Annotated in this window: 16 protein-coding genes; 9 read left to right on the forward strand and 7 right to left on the reverse strand. The window is 62.2% G+C overall.

The window, feature by feature from the left end; translation table 11 throughout:
• Window positions 1–76 precede the first annotated feature (76 nt).
• The gene (locus tag JH25_RS12775; RefSeq protein ID WP_032878619.1) at window positions 77–463 is read left to right on the forward strand and encodes a hypothetical protein; all 387 of its coding nucleotides are present in this window, start codon (window positions 77–79) and stop codon (window positions 461–463) included.
• 149 nt (window positions 464–612) lie between these two features.
• On the opposite strand, the gene JH25_RS12770 is transcribed toward JH25_RS12775, so the two are convergent.
• From JH25_RS12770 to JH25_RS12745, 6 genes are read right to left on the reverse strand one after another with little or no spacing between them, the layout of a single operon-like run.
• On the reverse strand, window positions 613–1545 hold the full coding sequence (locus JH25_RS12770; protein WP_014720583.1) for a phosphatidate cytidylyltransferase: 933 nt from the start codon (window positions 1543–1545) through the stop codon (window positions 613–615).
• 1 nt (window position 1546) lies between these two features.
• A complete protein-coding gene (locus tag JH25_RS12765; protein WP_032878620.1) occupies window positions 1547–2167 on the reverse strand; it encodes a lysophospholipid acyltransferase family protein in 621 nt (206 codons plus the stop codon).
• Between the two features lie 9 nt (window positions 2168–2176).
• A complete protein-coding gene (locus JH25_RS12760) occupies window positions 2177–2620 on the reverse strand; it encodes a hypothetical protein (protein ID WP_032878622.1) in 444 nt (147 codons plus the stop codon).
• Complete coding sequence (locus tag JH25_RS12755; protein ID WP_032878623.1) at window positions 2610–3908, reverse strand: phosphatase PAP2/dual specificity phosphatase family protein; 1299 nt, start codon at window positions 3906–3908, stop codon at window positions 2610–2612. Before JH25_RS12755 ends, JH25_RS12760 begins: the two co-directional genes overlap by 11 nt.
• Window positions 3909–3910: 2 nt before the next feature.
• Window positions 3911–5659, reverse strand: coding sequence for a bifunctional alpha/beta hydrolase/class I SAM-dependent methyltransferase (locus JH25_RS12750; protein WP_032878625.1), 1749 nt, complete (start codon window positions 5657–5659; stop codon window positions 3911–3913).
• 10 nt (window positions 5660–5669) lie between these two features.
• On the reverse strand, window positions 5670–6293 hold the full coding sequence (locus JH25_RS12745; RefSeq protein WP_032878626.1) for a CDP-alcohol phosphatidyltransferase family protein: 624 nt from the start codon (window positions 6291–6293) through the stop codon (window positions 5670–5672).
• A gap of 308 nt (window positions 6294–6601) precedes the next feature.
• Between JH25_RS12745 and hflK (JH25_RS12740) the strand changes: the two genes are divergently transcribed.
• The 8 genes from hflK (JH25_RS12740) to cfaB all read left to right on the forward strand — a co-directional run bounded on the left by hflK (JH25_RS12740) (window position 6602) and on the right by cfaB (window position 15778).
• The gene (hflK, locus tag JH25_RS12740; protein ID WP_032878627.1) at window positions 6602–8527 is read left to right on the forward strand and encodes a protease modulator HflK; all 1926 of its coding nucleotides are present in this window, start codon (window positions 6602–6604) and stop codon (window positions 8525–8527) included.
• Window positions 8528–8536: 9 nt separating this feature from the next.
• The gene (gene hflC, locus JH25_RS12735) at window positions 8537–9532 is read left to right on the forward strand and encodes a protease modulator HflC (RefSeq protein WP_164699557.1); all 996 of its coding nucleotides are present in this window, start codon (window positions 8537–8539) and stop codon (window positions 9530–9532) included.
• A complete protein-coding gene (hflK, locus tag JH25_RS12730; RefSeq protein WP_032878629.1) occupies window positions 9529–10563 on the forward strand; it encodes a protease modulator HflK in 1035 nt (344 codons plus the stop codon). The genes hflC and hflK (JH25_RS12730) overlap by 4 nt, the downstream gene beginning before the upstream one ends.
• On the forward strand, window positions 10560–12446 hold the full coding sequence (locus tag JH25_RS12725) for a cation-translocating P-type ATPase (protein WP_032878630.1): 1887 nt from the start codon (window positions 10560–10562) through the stop codon (window positions 12444–12446). The genes hflK (JH25_RS12730) and JH25_RS12725 overlap by 4 nt, the downstream gene beginning before the upstream one ends.
• A gap of 116 nt (window positions 12447–12562) precedes the next feature.
• Window positions 12563–12814: a BufA2 family periplasmic bufferin-type metallophore gene (gene bufA2 / locus JH25_RS12720; protein ID WP_032878632.1), complete on the forward strand. Its 252-nt coding sequence runs from the start codon at window positions 12563–12565 to the stop codon at window positions 12812–12814.
• A gap of 67 nt (window positions 12815–12881) precedes the next feature.
• The gene (gene bufB / locus JH25_RS12715; RefSeq protein ID WP_032878633.1) at window positions 12882–13727 is read left to right on the forward strand and encodes an MNIO family bufferin maturase; all 846 of its coding nucleotides are present in this window, start codon (window positions 12882–12884) and stop codon (window positions 13725–13727) included.
• Window positions 13718–14506 (forward strand): HvfC/BufC N-terminal domain-containing protein, encoded by a 789-nt coding sequence (locus JH25_RS12710; RefSeq protein WP_032878635.1) that lies wholly within the window; start codon window positions 13718–13720, stop codon window positions 14504–14506. Before bufB ends, JH25_RS12710 begins: the two co-directional genes overlap by 10 nt.
• A gap of 87 nt (window positions 14507–14593) precedes the next feature.
• Window positions 14594–15778: a C17 cyclopropane fatty acid synthase CfaB gene (gene cfaB, locus JH25_RS12705; RefSeq protein WP_032878636.1), complete on the forward strand. Its 1185-nt coding sequence runs from the start codon at window positions 14594–14596 to the stop codon at window positions 15776–15778.
• A gap of 76 nt (window positions 15779–15854) precedes the next feature.
• Here the strand turns inward: cfaB and cls are convergent, their stop codons facing one another.
• Complete coding sequence (cls, locus tag JH25_RS12700; protein ID WP_005792584.1) at window positions 15855–17294, reverse strand: cardiolipin synthase; 1440 nt, start codon at window positions 17292–17294, stop codon at window positions 15855–15857.
• Window positions 17295–17331: the final 37 nt, after the last annotated feature.

Genomic DNA, 17331 nt, shown 5'->3' on the forward strand with positions numbered 1-17331 from the left:
GACGTACCCAAAAGGGGCTGTTTTCAACAGCCCCTTTTTTACGTTTTGGATTCGCTTAATTCAAGGATGCGTACTGATGCAACACCCTTCTGCTACTGTCCACGCACGTTTGCACGATCGTCGGTTTGCGGTCGCGAACAACGCCCAAGGGGTGTCCGGCACCGGCACCGTGTTTCATTACCAAATCGAAGATGGCGTGATTTCGAGCACTTACCACGGTGGCCGGATTCGCGTGGGCACGCAGGTCGGGCGGGTGACCGGTGCAGAGACCATCGAGCTGCTATTTCAGTGCGTAACCCTGGAAGGTGAACTGCGCGCGGGGTGGTCACGTGGCACGGTAGGCGTGGATCACGCCGGGCGCACCACGCTGAGTTTCGTTTGGGGCTGGCTATCGGGTGCGATAGGCGGAGGGGAGTCTAGCTATGTCGAGATCACTGCTGCACCAGTTTCAGACTTTGCTTAAACCCTGAAAGCACCACAAGTCCAAGGTGGGAGGGGGCTTGCTCCCGATTGCGGTGTATCAGCCAGCATAGGCAGTTACTGACAAACCGCTATCGGAGGCAAGCCTCCTCCCACATCTTGATCTTCATTGGTGCTGAAAAAGGGATGGAGTCAGGTCCACCAGTAGCGCACGAGGTGAAAGAAGATCGGCGCCGCGAAGCACACCGAATCCAGCCGATCCAGCATCCCACCGTGCCCTTCGATCATGTGCCCCCAGTCCTTCACGCCGCGGTCACGCTTGATCGCCGACATCACAATCCCGCCGGCAAAGCCCAGCAGGTTGATCAACAGCGCAATCAAGAACGACTGCCACGGGTTGAACGGTGTGGTCCACCACAGCGCCGCGCCGATCAAGGACGACAGCAGAATGCCGCCCACAAACCCCTCCACGGTTTTCGACGGTGACAGGTTAGGCGCGATCTTGTGTTTGCCGAACAGCTTGCCGCATACGTACTGCAGCACGTCCGAAAGTTGCACCACGATCACCAGGTAAGCGATCAACAACAGGTTACGGCCTTCGTAGCCGGGGATGTCCAACGTCAGCAGGGCAGGGACGAAGGACACGCAGAACACCGCGATCATCAGCCCCCATTGCACCTTCGAGGCGCGTTCCAGGAAGTGTGTGCTGTCGCCGCCAAGGGAGGCGAGGATCGGCAGCAGCAGGAACACGTACACCGGGATGAAGATCGAGAACAGCCCATACCAGTCGGCGTAGATCAGCAGGTATTGAAGCGGCAGGGCAAGGTAAAACGCGGCCACCAGCGCCGGATAGTCGCTGCGCCGGGTCGGGGTGAGGGTCAGGAATTCGCGCAGGGCGTAGAACGACACGGCGTAGAACAGCAGGATCACCGCACCGGTGCCGAGCCAGAAGGCGATGCCGATCACCACCACCATCACCCACCAGGCGTTGATGCGGGCGTTGAGGTTGTCGATGACTGCGTTGGGGCTGCCACGGGTGCGCAGCTTGAGGATCAGGCCGATCAGCGAGGCGATGACCAGGATCGCGCCGATGCCGCCGAACAACATCAGGGTTTGGCTATCCATTTCAGGAGTGCTCCGGGGCGAGGGCGAGCAGGGCGTCGCGGGTGCGGGCGAGGAATGCGGCTTTGTCTTCGCCTTCTTCCAATTGCAGGGGGGCACCGAAGCTGGTTGTGCATAACAACGGCAGTGGCAGCACACGCCCTTTGGGCATGACCCGGTTGAGGTTGGCTATCCACACGGGAACCAACTCGGCCTGTGGGTAACTTTTTGCCAGGTGATACAAACCGCTTTTGAACGGCAGCAAGCCATCCTCCAGATTGCGCGTGCCTTCAGGAAAAATGATCAGCGAGTCACCGCCTTCCAGAGCCGCGAGCATGGGCAGCAATGGGTTATCCACAGGCTCTTTGCGCTCGCGGTCGATCAGCACGCCATTGAACACCCGGTTGATGATGTAGCGGCGCAGCGCGCTCTTGTTCCAGTAATCGCTGCCGGCCACCGGGCGTGTGAATTTGCGCAGGTTCTGCGGCAGCGACGCCCACACCAGCACGAAGTCACCGTGGCTGCTGTGGTTGGCGAAATAGATGCGTTGCACCGGTACTGGCCCGCACCCCAGCCACAGGCTGCGAGCGCCGGTCACGGTGCGGGCCATGGAGGTAATCAGCGTGGCGACCACGGGTTCGAACATGGGAATTCCTTATCCGGCGAAAGGCAGCCAAGGGCTGGCGAGGATGACGCCCAAGGTCAGCAGCGCTTGCGCGCCCAGCAACCAGGCTTGTTTACGCAACAGTTTAAGGGCGCCACGGCGGCGTTCGGTCCACGGCCGACCGGCTCGCTTGGACGATTGCAGGCCGAGGGTTTGCAGGGCCTGGTCAAGGTCTGGAGTGCGGGTAACGTCGCGGGCCAGCATGGCGAACAGGTCGGCGTCGAAGGCCACTCGCAGCGCCCAGTACTTTTGCAGCAGGCCCAGCACGATCATCCACAGGGCCAGCAGCAGGCAGATCGTCGAGATACTGGCCAACAACAATTGGGCGAGGCCGAACAGTATGCCGAGCAACGTCAGGCCTGTGGATAACTGATCCAGGGAACGGCCACGGCGTAGCAGGCTGGCAACTATCTGGAGTTCCATATCAGGGTGCATGGTGCAAACCCTCCAACGCTTTACGGTGTGCGGGGTGCAGGACCACAGTGGCCCGTGCTGTACGAATAATAGCCAGTGCTTCATCGACCGTGGCGGCTCGGCCAGTATTCAGCAGCCAGGCGGCGACAGCAGTGGCGCTACGGGAGTAACCGAGGGCGCAGCACACCAGCAAGGGGCCGCTCGTTCGCAGGCGTTCAATGGCGTGTGCGGCTTTCAGGCATTCGTCGGCTGTCGGGGTGACGAGGTCCAGTACCGGCACGCAGGCATAAGCGCGGCCCAGTGGATTAATCGGCAGTTCGGCGCACAGATCGACAATGGCCCTGAACGAGCCCTGCTCGCTGGCCGTAGGAATGCGCCCCAGCCAGACGTTATCCACAATCAGGTCCGGCTGTGGATGTTTGCGTGTCCACAGCCGCGAATTGACCCACGCACCCGCTAAATAAGGCGCATACAACCAGCGGGCTGCAGGCGTAAGGCGGCCATCCGCACGTTTTTGAAAGCCCGACGCGCCGATCACAAGGTAGCTGGCGGTGATCAAACCCAGGGAAACCGCTGGCCACAGCAGCCACAGCCAGCCGCCGCCCAGTACCAGGGCAAGTGCCAGCAGTAATAGCGTGCCCAGCCCGTAGCGCACAGCCAGGCGCCAGCGTTGGGTATCCCGCGTCAACCGCGCACTCAACAATGGGCTCGGGTGCTCCACTGGCCATAACCACACGCACAGCCACCCCGCGAGGGCGCCTGTGGGTAAGTCGATAAAGTGATGTTGATAAGTGGTCAGCACCGAGATGCCGATCAGCGCAAACCAGCCGTGCACCACCCAGCGCCAGCCCCCCTGGATGTGCCGCTGGTACATGACCCACAGGATCACCAGCAGTGCGATATGCAGCGAAGGTGCCTGGTTGAACGGTTTGTCGAAACCGGCCAGCACCGCGAATAGCCAGCCAAACACCCCGTCCAGCTCTGGCCGCTCAAAGGTGAAGCGCAGCGGCCAGATCAGGAAGCAGCTGACGGCAATCACCTGCGCACTCAGCAGGCGCAGTGCATGTTGTTTCAGCTCATGCCGCGTATTGGGCAGCAGCAGAGAGAAGCCGTAGAGCAGGTCGATGGACCAATAGGGCACGATGGTCCAGGCCCAGAACGGCATATGGCTTTCCCAGCCGAACACCAGCGTGCCGACGTCGCTGCGCTGGCTGGTGACCCAGGTGGCGAAGCCGTAGGTGCTGAAAAACAGCGGCGCCAACAGCAGCAGCCAGAGCACCGCTGGTTTCAATAAACCGGGTTCGCGCATGTTCAGATCTTCTGTGCCAGGGACACAGTGAAAATGCCCCACTCATCCACGCGCTGGGTGATCTTGCGAAAGCCCGCGGCTTCAACCAACTGGTCCATTTCCGCCTGGCTGCGCCGACGCATCACCCAGGCCTGGCCCTGGCGGTGGCTGGTGAGCGCGCGGGCAATCAGCTCCAACTGCGGGTGCCACGGCTGCCCGGTGTAGACCAGGTAACCCCCCGGCTCCACGGCGTCGGCCAGCCCCGCCAGTGAACCACCGACCATGGCGTTATCGGCGAACAACTCATACAGGCCAGACACCACGGCCAGGGTCGGCTTGGGGTCCAGGGCGGCCAGGTCAGCGCGGTCGAACGCATCGCCTTTGACGAACTGGGCGATGTCCCCCAAGCCCTTCTCGCGAATCAGCGCGCCACCGTCGCGCACGTTGATGTCGCTGTAGTCGCGCAGCAGGATCGACTCCGGCAACGGCGATACGCCTTGCAAGGCTTCAAGGATGTAACGGCCGTGGCCGGCGGCGATATCGACGATACGGACCTCGCGGTGCGCGTCACGCAGCTTGGTCATGGCCAGACGCAGCAGTTCCTCGACGTTCAACTTGCGCTGGCGAATACCGCGCCAGCCAATGGAGTTGAGGTAGTTGGTGTCGATCATCCGTCCCAGCCCGCCCTTGCCGGTAGGCTTATTGCGATACACGTAGTCCAGCGTGCTGCCGGAGTCGAAACCGGTGTCGAAGCCCAGTTTCACGCCGTCCGACAGGTTCTTGCCCAGGCCCATGCTGGCGCGTGTCATGCGCCAGTAGAGGTCGCGCAGGGAATTGCGTGGCAGTGGCGCGGCGAGGGATTCGGATTCGGCGCACGTGGCGCCAAGTTTGTCGGCGTCCAGTAGAGAGGCGCGGTCCAGCGGGTGTACGAAGTTCTGCAGGATAAAGCGTTTGGCGCTGCTCACGGCCACGGCTCGGTCACGTTCACCGAGGGTGTCGTGGAAAAACCCAGGGAGGATATGCAGCTCTTTTTTCAGGCTGCCGAGGCGGTCGAAAAATTGCTGCTGGGGTTTACGGTGCACCACAAAATCGGAGCCGGAGATAAGCAACTGGGTCGGCACCTGGATCGCCTGGGCGTCGGCTACAACCCGGTCGGCCGCTTCGTACAGACCCAGCAGCACATTCACCGAGATGGCTTTGGTGATCAGCGGGTCGCTGTCGTAGGACGCCACACGTTCCGGGTCATGGCTGAGGAACTTGGCCTTGACGTAGCTGTTGACGAAAAAGTTGCCGCGAAACCTGCGCATCAAGGCCAGGCCCGGGCGGGCGAAGGGCACGTACAGCTTGACCTTGAAGGCGGGCGAGGCGAGCACCAGGGCGCGGATTTTTGGCGCGTAATCGTGGACCCAGGTGGCCGCGATCACCGCGCCGACGCTTTGGGCGATCACGGCGAGGTTTTGCTCTTCGATGCCGTAGGTGGCGCCGATATGGTCGCAGAAGGTCTGCACATCACGGGCACTGGTGGCAAAGCTGGGGCTGTCGCCGCGCTCGCCGGGCGATTGGCCGTGGCCGCGGGCGTCCCAGGCGAAGAAATCAAACCCCGGCAAGTCCAGTTCATCCACCAGGTGGGCAATACGTCCGGAGTGCTCATGGCCGCGATGGAACAACAGGATTGCCTTGCGCGGCCCGGCGTCTGCCGTGGCCGGCCAGTGCCGGTAGAAAAGCTCGACGCCATCATGGGTACTGAAGGTGTGCTCTTGCTGTTCGCGCATCGCAAATTCCTTATGCAGAAGGGGGAGTTTGTGGCTGTTCTTTGAGGCCCTGGCGCACCCGGTTGACCAAGGTATAGGCGAGCATGGCGGCGACCAGCCACATCACCGCCTCGACCCAACCGGCGCCGAGCCAGCCCAGCGCCACGCCGGTGGCCAGTACACCCAGTACAAAAGCCCGATCACTCTTGCCCATCGGCCCGTCATAGCGACGCGATGCGCCCACCATCGGCCCCATCACACCGGCGTACTCGCTGAAGACCGCAAGCAGTGTCACCAGCACCACCGGCACCGGGCTCACGCCGGGGATCAGGGCAAAGGGCAGGATCAGCGCGCTGTCGGCGATCACATCGCACAGTTCATTGAGGTAAGCGCCGAGGCGTGACTGCTGGCCGAATTCTCGAGCGAGCATGCCGTCGATGGCGTTGAGGGCCATGCGCACGATCATCCATAAAGGGATCAGCGCAAACAGCCAGAGGTGTTGGGCGAAGCCTGCGATCAACAACCCCACCAGCAGGGAAATAACGCCGGCCAGCACGGTGATCTGGTTGGCGGTGGTGCCGTTGTCGTAGAGGCGCTGCACAAGCGGGCGCAGCAGGTTTTGAAACCGCGGTTTGAGTTGGTAGATGGAAATCATGGGGTGGCGCTTCCTTGTCCGTGAACCCGCGAAAAGCTGTTTCGGAGTGTGCCGATTAATCGCAGCCGACACCAGTGATGGCTCGTGTTTATAGGGGGTTAGTCACACTCCAGAGAGCACAGCAAAACAAATGTGGGAGGGGGCTTGCCCCCGATTGCGGTGTATCAGTAACTAATCAGTCGACTGACACACTGCTATCGGGGGCAAGCCCCCTCCCACAAGGGATTCAGAGTGGATGCAAAAGCGAACAAAAATTTCACGCTTCGTGTTATATCGTAACGAATTGTGTGCAAGTGGGCATTGAGCGGATGCAGGTGGATTTAGAAGCTGACGGCGCCTCCGTAGAAGGCCTGGCGCGTTTTCAGCAAGGGCTGTTCCATGCCCGTCGGTTACGCCAAGCGGGTATCAGCCTGACGACCCTGGCGATCAGCGGATGGGTGTTGGCGCTGTTCGTGGCGTTGTTTGCGCCACTGTCGATCTGGCCGGTGGTGTTGATCAACTGCGCTTCGGCCCTGCTGCTGTTGGTGGCCGGGTTGCAGTCGGCCTGGTGGGTGGCTGATTGGCGTGCCCAGGCGCTGGAGGTGCCGAGCGCTGAGTTGATTGAGCAACCCATTGAGCCCACTGCCTGGCACAAGGGGCTGATCAACCGTTTCGGCAACGGCCTGCTGGCGCAGGTTGGCGCACCGGTGCTGTGGTTGGCGGGCTGGTCGTTGCTGGCGTTGGTCAGCGTTATCCAGTTCTGGAACCTGGCCTTGCCTGCTGCGGCCATCGGTCAGTCCGCCAGCATCGGTGCGGCGCTGGCATTGGGGCTGGCTTTTGGCTTGCTGGTGTTCGAGCGTCGCCTGGCCCAGGAAACCGCCGCCCAGTGGCCGGAAGCTTCACAGCTGGCGCAGTTGAGTCGGGTGGCGATTATCTGCCTGGTGCTGAGTGCCATCTGCCTGTTGTTTGCCAATGCCGAGTCGGTGTGGCCGCTGCGTCTGGCGACACTCGTCGGCCTGTTGCCGGCGCTGGTGGCGCTGGAGTTCCTGCTGCGGGGCGTGCTGTCGCTGTTCAGCCCGCGCCAGCCGCGCCTTGAGCCGCGCTTGATGGCGCAGAGTTTTATCGCCGGCCTGCTGCGTTGGCCGCCACAACCGTTGCTGGCGTTGCAGCATGAATTGCACAACCGTTTTGGCATCGACCTGCGCCAGATCTGGGCCTTCACCTACATGCGCCGGGCTTTCCTGCCGGTGTTGCTGGTGGTGCTGACGGTAGGTTGGGCGCTGACCGGCGTGCATGAAGTCCCCCTGCAAGGGCGTGGGATTTATGAGCGCTTCGGCAAACCGGTCGAGGTGTTCGGCCCCGGCCTGCATACGGGTTTGCCGTGGCCGCTGGGTCGCGTACTCAACGTGGAGAACGGCGTGGTGCATGAGTTGGCGACCAGCGTCAGCGAAGCCGCCACACCGGAGCTGGCCGCTGCCGAAGGCCCGGCGCCGTTGATTGCCAACCGCCTGTGGGACGCCAGCCATGTGAATGACAAATCCCAGGTCATCGCCAGCAGCAGCGGCGATAAGCAGGGCTTCCAGATCGTCAACATGGACGTGCGATTTGTCTACCGCATCGGCCTCACCGACCAGGCTGCGCTTGCCGCCACTTACAACAGCGCGGACATACCCACCCTGATCCGCAGCACCGCCAGCCGCATCCTGGTGCATGACTTTGCCTCGCGCACCCTCGACGAATTGCTCGGTGAACAACGCACCAGCCTCGCCGAGGAGATTGGCCGAACGGTGCAAGCAGACCTGCACACCCTCGACAGCGGGGTGGAGATCCTCGCCACGGTGGTTGAAGCGATCCACCCACCGGCTGGCGCCGCCAATGCTTACCACGGTGTGCAAGCCGCCCAGATCGGCGCCCAGGCACTGATCGCCCGTGAACGTGGCGCGGCCAGCGAGCAGACCAACCAGGCGCTGCTGCAAGCCAGCACCGTCCGTGATCAGGCCCAGGCCGGCGCCCGCGAAGTGAATGCCGGCGCCCAAGCGGCGAACCTGCGCTTTGCCGCCGAACAAAAAGCCTATGCCGCTGCGGGCCAGGCTTTCGTGCTGGAACAGTACCTGAGCCAACTGAGCCTGGGCCTGGCCCACGCCAAGCTGCTTATTCTGGATCATCGTTTGGGCGCCGACAGTGCGCCGACGATTGATCTGCGTTCTTTTACTTTGCCCGCCGATCCACTGGCGCCGCGCAAAGCCGTTCAATAAGGAGTCTGTCTGTTGAGCGCTCATTCTCACGATCACGGTCATCACCATCATCACGGCCACCACCATCACCACCATGGTGATGAACAAGCGGCCGGGCCTTTCCCTTGGCGGCGCATGGCCTGGGCGGCGTTACTGGTGCTGTTTGCCGTGGCAGCGGCGAGCCTGGTGCAGGTGCGCTCCGGCGAGGCCACGGTGATTACCCGCTTCGGCAACCCCGCGCGAGTGCTGTTGGAGCCGGGCCTGGGCTGGCGCTGGCCGGCGCCATTCGAAGCGGCGATCCCGGTGGACCTGCGCCTGCGCACCACGTCCAGCGGCTTGCAGGATGTGGGCACCCGCGATGGCCTGCGGATTATCGTGCAGGCCTATGTGGCGTGGCAGGTGCAGGGCGATGCCGACAATGTGCAGCGCTTCATGCGCGCAGTGCAGAACCAGCCGGACGAAGCGGCGCGGCAGATCCGCACCTTCGTCGGCTCGGCGCTGGAAACCACGGCGGCCAGCTTTGACCTGTCCAGCTTGATCAACACCGACGCCAGCCAAGTGCGCATCGCCGATTTTGAAGCGCAGTTGCGCCAGCAGATTGATCAACAATTACTCGCCACCTACGGCGTGCGCGTGGCGCAGGTCGGCATCGAGCGCCTGACATTGCCTTCGGTGACACTCACCGCCACGGTTGATCGTATGCGCGCCGAGCGGGAAACCATCGCCACTGAACGCACCGCCGTGGGCAAGCGCGAAGCGGCGCAAATCCGCTCCGCTGCCGAGCGTGATGCGCGCATTGTGCAGGCCGATGCGACGGTGAAAGCCGCCGATATCGAAGCGCAATCGCGGGTAGAAGCCGCGCAGATTTATGGCCGTGCCTACGCGGGTAATCCGCAGCTGTACAACCTGCTGCGCTCGCTGGATACCTTGGGCACGGTGGTCACGCCGGGTACCAAAATCATCCTGCGCACCGACGCCGCGCCGTTCCGCGCCCTGGTGGATGGGCCGAAGGACATCCAGCCATGAGCGAACGCGGCAGTCCCGACAGCCCTTGGATTCAGGCCGGGCGCCTGACCTTCCTGGCGCTGTACGCGGTCACTGTGTTGGCGGCGTTGGCCTGGGCCTTTTCCAATGTGCGCCAGATCGACCCGCAGAATCGCGCGGTGGTCCTGCACTTCGGCGCCCTTGATCGCATTCAGAACGCCGGGCTGTTGCTGGCCTGGCCGCAGCCGTTCGAGCAGGTGGTGTTGTTGCCGGCGGCGGACCGGGTGATCGAGCGCCGAGTGGAGAACCTGCTGCGTTCCGATGCGGCGTTGCAGGCTGATCGCGTGGCCAGTTTCGCTACGCCGTTGAGCGATGCCCTGGCCGGTTCCGGCTACCTGCTGACCGGCGATGCCGGGGTGGTGCAGTTGGATGTGCGGGTGTTCTACAAGGTGACCGAGCCCTATGCCTTCGTGTTGCAGGGCGACCACGTGTTGCCCGCGCTGGATCGGTTGGTGACGCGCAGTGCCGTAGCCCTGACGGCAGCGCGGGATCTGGACACCATCCTGGTAGCACGCCCGGAACTGATCGGCAGCGACAACGGCGCCACCGAACGCCGCGAGCGCCTGCGCGGCGATCTGGTGCAAGGCATCAATAAACGCCTGGCCGATTTGGCCGCCAGCGGTTTGGGCCTGGGCATCGAAGTCACCCGTGTCGATGTGCAATCGAGCCTGCCGGGCCCGGCGGTGAATGCCTTCAACGCAGTGCTGACTGCCAGCCAGCAAGCGGATAAAGCGGTGGCCAACGCCCGCACCGAAGCGGAAAAACTCACCCAGACCGCGAATCAGGAGGCTGACCGCCAGGTGCAAGTCGCCCACGCCCAGGCCAGCGAACGCTTGGCCAATGCCCAGGCGCAAACCGCTACCGTCGCCAGCCTCGCCCAGGTCAAAGACCCCGGCTTGCTGTTGCGCCTGTACCGCGAACGCCTGCCGAAGATTCTCGGCCAGGCGGGTTCCGTGACCACCGTCGACCCCAAAGACGACTCCCGCTTGATCATCCAGGGAGCCGAACAATGAGCGCACCCATGCTGACCTCGGCCGAACAGCGCAGCGCTGCCCGGCAATTGACCCTGGCCATGCTCGCCCTTGGGTTGCTCGTGCTGGGCCTGGTATGGCTCTGGCTGGCGCCGGATCAGAACGGCGTGAGCCAATTGCTGCTGGGGGTGGCATCGCTGTTGGTGGCGGTGCCGGTAATGCGTTCGGCCTGGTACAGCCTGCGCTTTCCCAGCTTGCACGGCATCACTGACCAACTGATTGCCCTGGCCATGCTTGGCGCTTGGGCCACCGGCGATCTGCTCACCGCCGCGTTGTTGCCGATCATCATGATCTTCGGCCATGTGCTGGAAGAGCGCAGCGTGATCGGCTCCCAGGAGGCGATCCATGCCCTGGGCAAACTCACCCGCAGTCACGCCCGTTTGGTACAGGCTGACGGAACCATCACCGAAGTGGATAACGCCACGCTGAACCCCGGTGATATCGTCGAAGTGCGCGCCGGCGACCGCGTGCCGGCCGATGGCGTGGTGCTGTCCGGCCAGGCGAGCCTGGACACGGCACCAATCACCGGTGAGTCGGTGCCGTTGGAAGCCAGCGCGGGTGTGCAGGTGTTTGGTGGCGCGATCAACCTTGATGGTCTGCTGCGCCTTGAAGTGACGCGCACTGGCAACGAATCGACCCTGGGCAAAGTCATCGCACTGATGCAGAACGCCGAGCGCTCCAAGCCGCCGATCACGCGGCTGCTGGAGCGTTATGCCGGTAGCTATATGGTGTTGGTGCTGTTGCTGGCGGCGGTCACCTGGTTCGTCACCAACGATGCGCAGGCGATGCTGGCGGTGCTGGTGGCGGCGTGCCCGTGTGCCTTGGTGCTGTCGGCGCCGGCCACGGCGATTGCCGGGATCGCCGTGGCGGCGCGTCATGGGATTCTGATTCGCAGCTCGGCGTTTCTCGAAGAATTGGCTGACCTGACCTCGTTGGTGGTCGACAAGACCGGCACCCTGACCTTTGGCACCCTGCGTTTGCAGTCCATCGAGACCACCGCACCGGATCGCCAGGAGCTGCTGAACCTGGCGGCCAGCCTCGGCTCGGCGAGCAGTCACCCGGTCAGCCGAGCGTTGGCGGGGTTGGCGACTCAGGAGCAGTTACTGGCGCTCTCCGACATTCGCGAGCGTCAGGGCCTGGGCGTGGTCGCACAGACCGAACAGGGCGAAGCGGCGCTGGGGCGGCCGGAGTTGTTCGAACAATTGGGCATCGTCACCCGCGGCGTTCCCAACCATGACGGCCCTATTGCCGGGTTGGCGTTGAACGGCGATTTCCTGGCCTGGCTGTTGCTGGCCGACAGCGTCAAGCCGGAGGCGCGCCAGGCCCTGCAAGAGTTGCGTGATTTGGGCCTGGGCCGCCAGTTGCTGCTGACCGGCGACCGCCAAAGCGTGGCCGACAGCCTGGCGCTGGAGGTGGGCATCAGTGATGTCGAAGCCCAAGCCTTGCCGGAAGACAAGCTCAACCGCGTGCTGGGTGAAATCAGCAGCGGCTTCCGGCCGATGGTGGTGGGCGATGGCATCAATGATTCGTTGGCGCTCAAGGCCGGTGTGGTTGGTGTGGCGATGGGGGCGGGCGGTGCCGATATCGCACTCGCATCGGCGGACGTGGTGTTGATCGGCAGCGACTTGCGCCGCCTGGGTACCTGCGTGCGCTTGAGCCGCCAGTGCCGGCAGACGTTGCAGGTGAACGTGATCATCGGCCTGGGCTGGACGTTGGCCATTGTGGTGTTCGCGGCCTTTGGCTGGCTGGGCGCGGCGGGTGCCATGATTGCGGCGGTGCTGCATAACCTCAGTACCTTGCTGGTGCTGGGTAACGCTGGGCGGTTATTACGCTTCCAGGAGCCGCTGTTGAAGCTTGATGAATAATTTCAGAAATATTTGCACACGGCTGTAACGCCGATGGGGGGCCTCACTCTAGTGGTGTGTCGAGACTGAACAATCCGTTCGGACCGACTTCACCACTGATCATGAGGAATACAACAATGAGCATTAAATCCGCTGCTGCTGGCGCCGCCCTCGCGATGGCTGCCGCCACTATGTTTGCCGGTGTGGCCACTCAGGTACAAGCCGCAGACGCCACCGTTCACTGCTACGGCGTGACCTCCTGCAAAGGCATGAACGACTGCAAAACCAAGGACCACGCGTGCAAGGGCCAGGGCGAGTGCAAAGGGATGGGCTTCAAGGCCATGACTAAATCGGCCTGCGACGCCGCTGGCGGTAAAGTCGGCGAGTAACCGGCAAACGAGTGCAACCGCGGCGGCTGCCTGCCACCGCTGCGGACACTTTGCCCAGGAGTGAGTCATGTCCGCGTCCCTTCCAAGTCTGGGTTACGGCCTGGGTTTACGCAGTGAGTACTACCACCAGATCCTTGAACAGTCGCCGCCTGTGGATTGGTTCGAAGTGATCTCCGAGAATTATCTGGTGCAGGGCGGCAAAGCCTTGTACTACCTGGATGCGATAGCCGAGCGTTACCCCGTGGTAATGCACGGGGTGTCCTTGTCCATCGGTGGGCCCCATGCCCTCGATACCGATTACCTTGCGCAAATCAAACAGCTCTCCGAGCGCATCCAGCCGGCCTGGATTTCCGATCACCTGTGCTGGAGCCGCGGCAGCGCGCATCAGCTGCACGATCTGCTGCCGCTGCCCTACACCGAAGAAAGCCTCTATCACGTGGCCGGTCGTGTGCGTCAGGTGCAGGACGTGTTGCAGCGCCCGCTGGTGCTGGAAAACGTCTCCAGCTATGTGCGCTCCAAGGCTGATGAGTTCACCGAGTGGGAGTTCCTCAACGCTTTGGCCCACCTGAGCGGGTGCCAGTTGCTGCTGGACGTGAACAATGTGTATGTGAGTGCGCGTAACCATGGCTTTGATGCCTGGACGTTTATCCGCAACCTGCCGCCCGAGAGCATCCGCCAACTGCACCTGGCCGGGCATATGGACTACGGCGACTATGTGGTCGACACCCACGACCATCCTGTGTGCGACCCGGTGTGGGCGCTTTACCAGCAGACCCTGGAGCATTTGGGGCCGGTGTCGACGCTGTTGGAGCGCGATGATCATTTCCCGCCGTTCGAAGAATTGCTCACTGAGTTGAGCAAGGCCCGCGAGCTGGCAGCCAGTGCCCTGGCCAGGAAATCGCTATGCGCCTGATCGACTGGCAATTGGCTTTTGAAGAGCACCTGTTATCTGAACCTTGCGCGGCCAACAGCAGCTTTGCCGCCACCTTGCTGGGGGGGCCGACCCTGGATGTGGACACCGGCCTGGCGATTTACCACAACGCCTATCTGTCGCGATTGAAGGAAGTGCTGTGCCATGACTTCAGCGCTATCCGATACTGGCTGGGTGATGATGAATTTGCCGCGCTGAGCGAAGCCTACGTTCGCCGTTATCCCTCGGCCCACTACAGCCTGCGTTGGCTAGGTGAGCGCTTTTCGATGTTTATCCTTGAGCACTTGGTCGCAGAACAAAGTGCGCCGCTGGCTGAATTGGCGCGCCTGGAGTGGGCGTTTACCCTGGCGTTCGATGCACCCCAGGGGACGCCGCTGACCGTGAATGACATGGCGCAATTGGCGCCTGGGGACTGGCCGGCGCTACAGGTAAGCCTGGCGCCTTCAGTGCAGCATTTGCTGTGCCGTTTCAACACGGTGGCGATCTGGCGAGCCAGCAAGGACGCATCGGGTTTTCCCGGCAGCCAGGCGCTGGACCCGATGCAAATCTGCCTGGTATGGCGTCATCAGAATGTGTGTCACTACCGCAGCCTGGAGCCTGACGAAGCCTGTGCACTGGCAGGGATGGTGACTACCGGCTGGAATTTTTCAGAACTGTGCGCAGAGTTGGCAGTCACTTATTCAGAGGGTGCGTCGCTGCAATCGGCCACATGGCTGAAACAGTGGATCCAGGACGGTTTGCTCGAACTCCGAGCCCCATAGAGACGTGCTATTAAATCGATAGCCTCCTACTTTGTCTTCGGATGGTCTACCCTCAGTCCAGACGTCTGAAACAAGGGGGGATTACTCATGCTCGCGCAACTTCCACCGGCCTTACAGAATCTTCAGCTACCGTTGCGTCTGCGACTCTGGGACGGCCATGAATTCAACTTGGGTCCTGAGCCCAGTGTGACGATTGTGGTCAAGGACCCCACGGTCGTGTCCAGGTTGACCCATCCAACGCTCGATTCACTGGGTGAAGCCTTCGTCGAAGGCAAACTGGAGCTGGAAGGTTCCATCACCGAGGTGATCAGGGTATGTGACGAGTTGAGCCACGCCTTGATCGATGACGACGAAGGCAGCCGTCCGGTGCGCTCGATCCACGACAAGGCCACCGACGCGGCGGCCATTTCCTACCATTACGACCTGTCCAACGAGTTCTATCAGCTATGGCTGGATCAGGACATGGCGTATTCCTGCGGTTATTTCGAAACCGGCAGCGAATCCATCGACCAGGCCCAGCAAGACAAATTCCGTCACCTGTGCCGCAAACTGCGGCTGCAGCCGGGCGAGTACCTGCTCGACGTGGGGTGTGGTTGGGGCGGGCTTGCGCGGTTTGCGGCGCGGGAATTCGGGGTCAAGGTGTTTGGTATCACCTTGAGCAAGGAACAGCTGGCGCTGGCCAGGGAGCGGGTAAAAGCCGAAGGCCTGGAGGATCAGGTCGATCTGCAATTGCTCGACTACCGCGACCTGCCCCAGGACGGCCGCTTCGACAAAGTGGTGAGCGTGGGTATGTTCGAACACGTCGGCCACGCCAACCTGGCGCAGTACTGTCAAACGCTGTTCGGTGCCGTGCGTGAAGGCGGCCTGGTGATGAACCATGGCATTACCGCCAAACACACCGATGGTCGCCCAGTGGGCCGAGGCGCTGGGGAGTTTATCGAGCGCTACGTATTTCCCAACGGCGAACTGCCTCACCTGGCGATGATGACTGCCGAGATCAGCGAGGTCGGGTTGGAAGTCGTGGATGTCGAAAGTTTGCGCTTGCACTACGCCCGCACGTTGGACCATTGGAGCGAGCGCCTGGAAGACAATCTGGAAGCGGCGGCGAAGATGGTGCCGGAGCAGGCGCTGCGCATCTGGCGGCTGTACCTGGCCGGTTGCGCTTATGCGTTTGCCCGGGGCTGGATCAACTTGCACCAGATATTGGCGGTCAAACCCCATGCCGATGGTGGTCATGAACTGCCGTGGACGCGGGAAGATCTCTACCGCTGACCCGATTTTCCAGAACACTGAAGATCCAAATGTGGGAGGGGACTTGCCCCCTCCCACATTTTCCCTGCGTTGTCTGTTAGAGGATCGGTGAGATCAAGCGCGCCACCCGCATCCCCAACTGCTGCAGGCGTCGCGTCTCGCGGCTTTCTTCCTGACTGACTTCATGGGACAGGGCAAAATCGTCCAGCAGCATGTGTTCAACCTGGCTGGCGAAAGCCTCATCCACTGTCAGCAACATCACTTCGAAATTCAGTCGGAACGAACGGTTGTCCATGTTGGCGCTGCCAATGGCGCTGATTTCGCTGTCTACCAACACCACCTTCTGATGCAGAAACCCGGGCTTGTAGCGGAACACCCGCACACCTGCGCGCACGGCTTCGATGGCGTAAAGGCTGGAGGCGGCATATACGATACGGTGGTCGGGCCGCGATGGCAGCAACAGGCGCACGTCCACCCCGCGCAATACCGCCAGGCGCAGTGCGGCGAATACGGCTTCGTCGGGGACGAAGTACGGGCTGGTAATCCATACCCGCTCGGTCGCGGCGTGGATGGCCTCGACGAAAAACAGCGAGCAGGTTTCATAGGGGTCTGCCGGGCCACTGGCGAGCAGTTGGCAGAGCACGCCGTCTTCGGGGTAGGCATCCGGCAGGATCAGCGGCGGCAGTTGCCGCGCCGCCCAGAACCAGTCTTCGGCAAACGACTCCTGAAGGCAGGCCACCACTGGGCCGGTGACCTGTACATGGGTATCGCGCCATGGCGCCAGCGGCGGCTTTTTGCCCAAGTACTCATCGCCCACATTGTGCCCGCCGACAAAGCCGGTGATACCGTCCACCACCACGATCTTGCGATGGTTACGGAAGTTGACCTGGAAACGATTGAGCCAGCCGCTGCGGGTGGCGAACGCCTTGACCTGCACCCCGGCGTCGCGCAGCGATTGTACGTAGCGATGGGGTAGGGCGTGGCTGCCGATGCGGTCGTACAGCACATAAATGTCGACGCCCTGGGCGGCCTTTTCCTTCAATAGCACCTGCAATTGGCGGCCAAGCTCATCGTCATGGATGATGAAAAACTGGAACAGCACGGCGGTCCTGGCGTTGCGAATCGCCTCGAAAATCGCGCCAAAAGTAGCCTCGCCATTGATCAACAGGCGCACTTCATTATTGGCCAGACACGGCATGCGCCCGAGCTTGGGCATGGCTCGCAGGGAGGCATAGGCACTGGAGTTGCGCGCCGCGAGCGCTTCCTCTACCCACGGGCGCCAATTCAGTTCGGCGATCGCCGTGTGCATTTCCTGGTTGGCCTGGCGACGGGCCTGGATGTACGCGTCGAAGGTGCTGCGGCCGAAGATCAGGTAAGGGATCAGCGTCAGGTAAGGCATGAACATCAGCGACAAGGCCCAGGCGATCGAGCCTTGGGCGGTGCGGACGGTCAGTACCGCGTGAATTGCGGCGAGGCTCCCGAGAACGTGCAGCGTGGCAATGAAGTAGGCGAGCAGGTGCGGGCCAAAGAAATCCATGAACGACGTAACTCCAGGCAGTCCAGTGCGTAACAGA

Source organism: Pseudomonas sp. BRG-100 (genome assembly GCF_000737955.1).
Lineage (GTDB): Bacteria > Pseudomonadota > Gammaproteobacteria > Pseudomonadales > Pseudomonadaceae > Aquipseudomonas > Aquipseudomonas synxantha_A.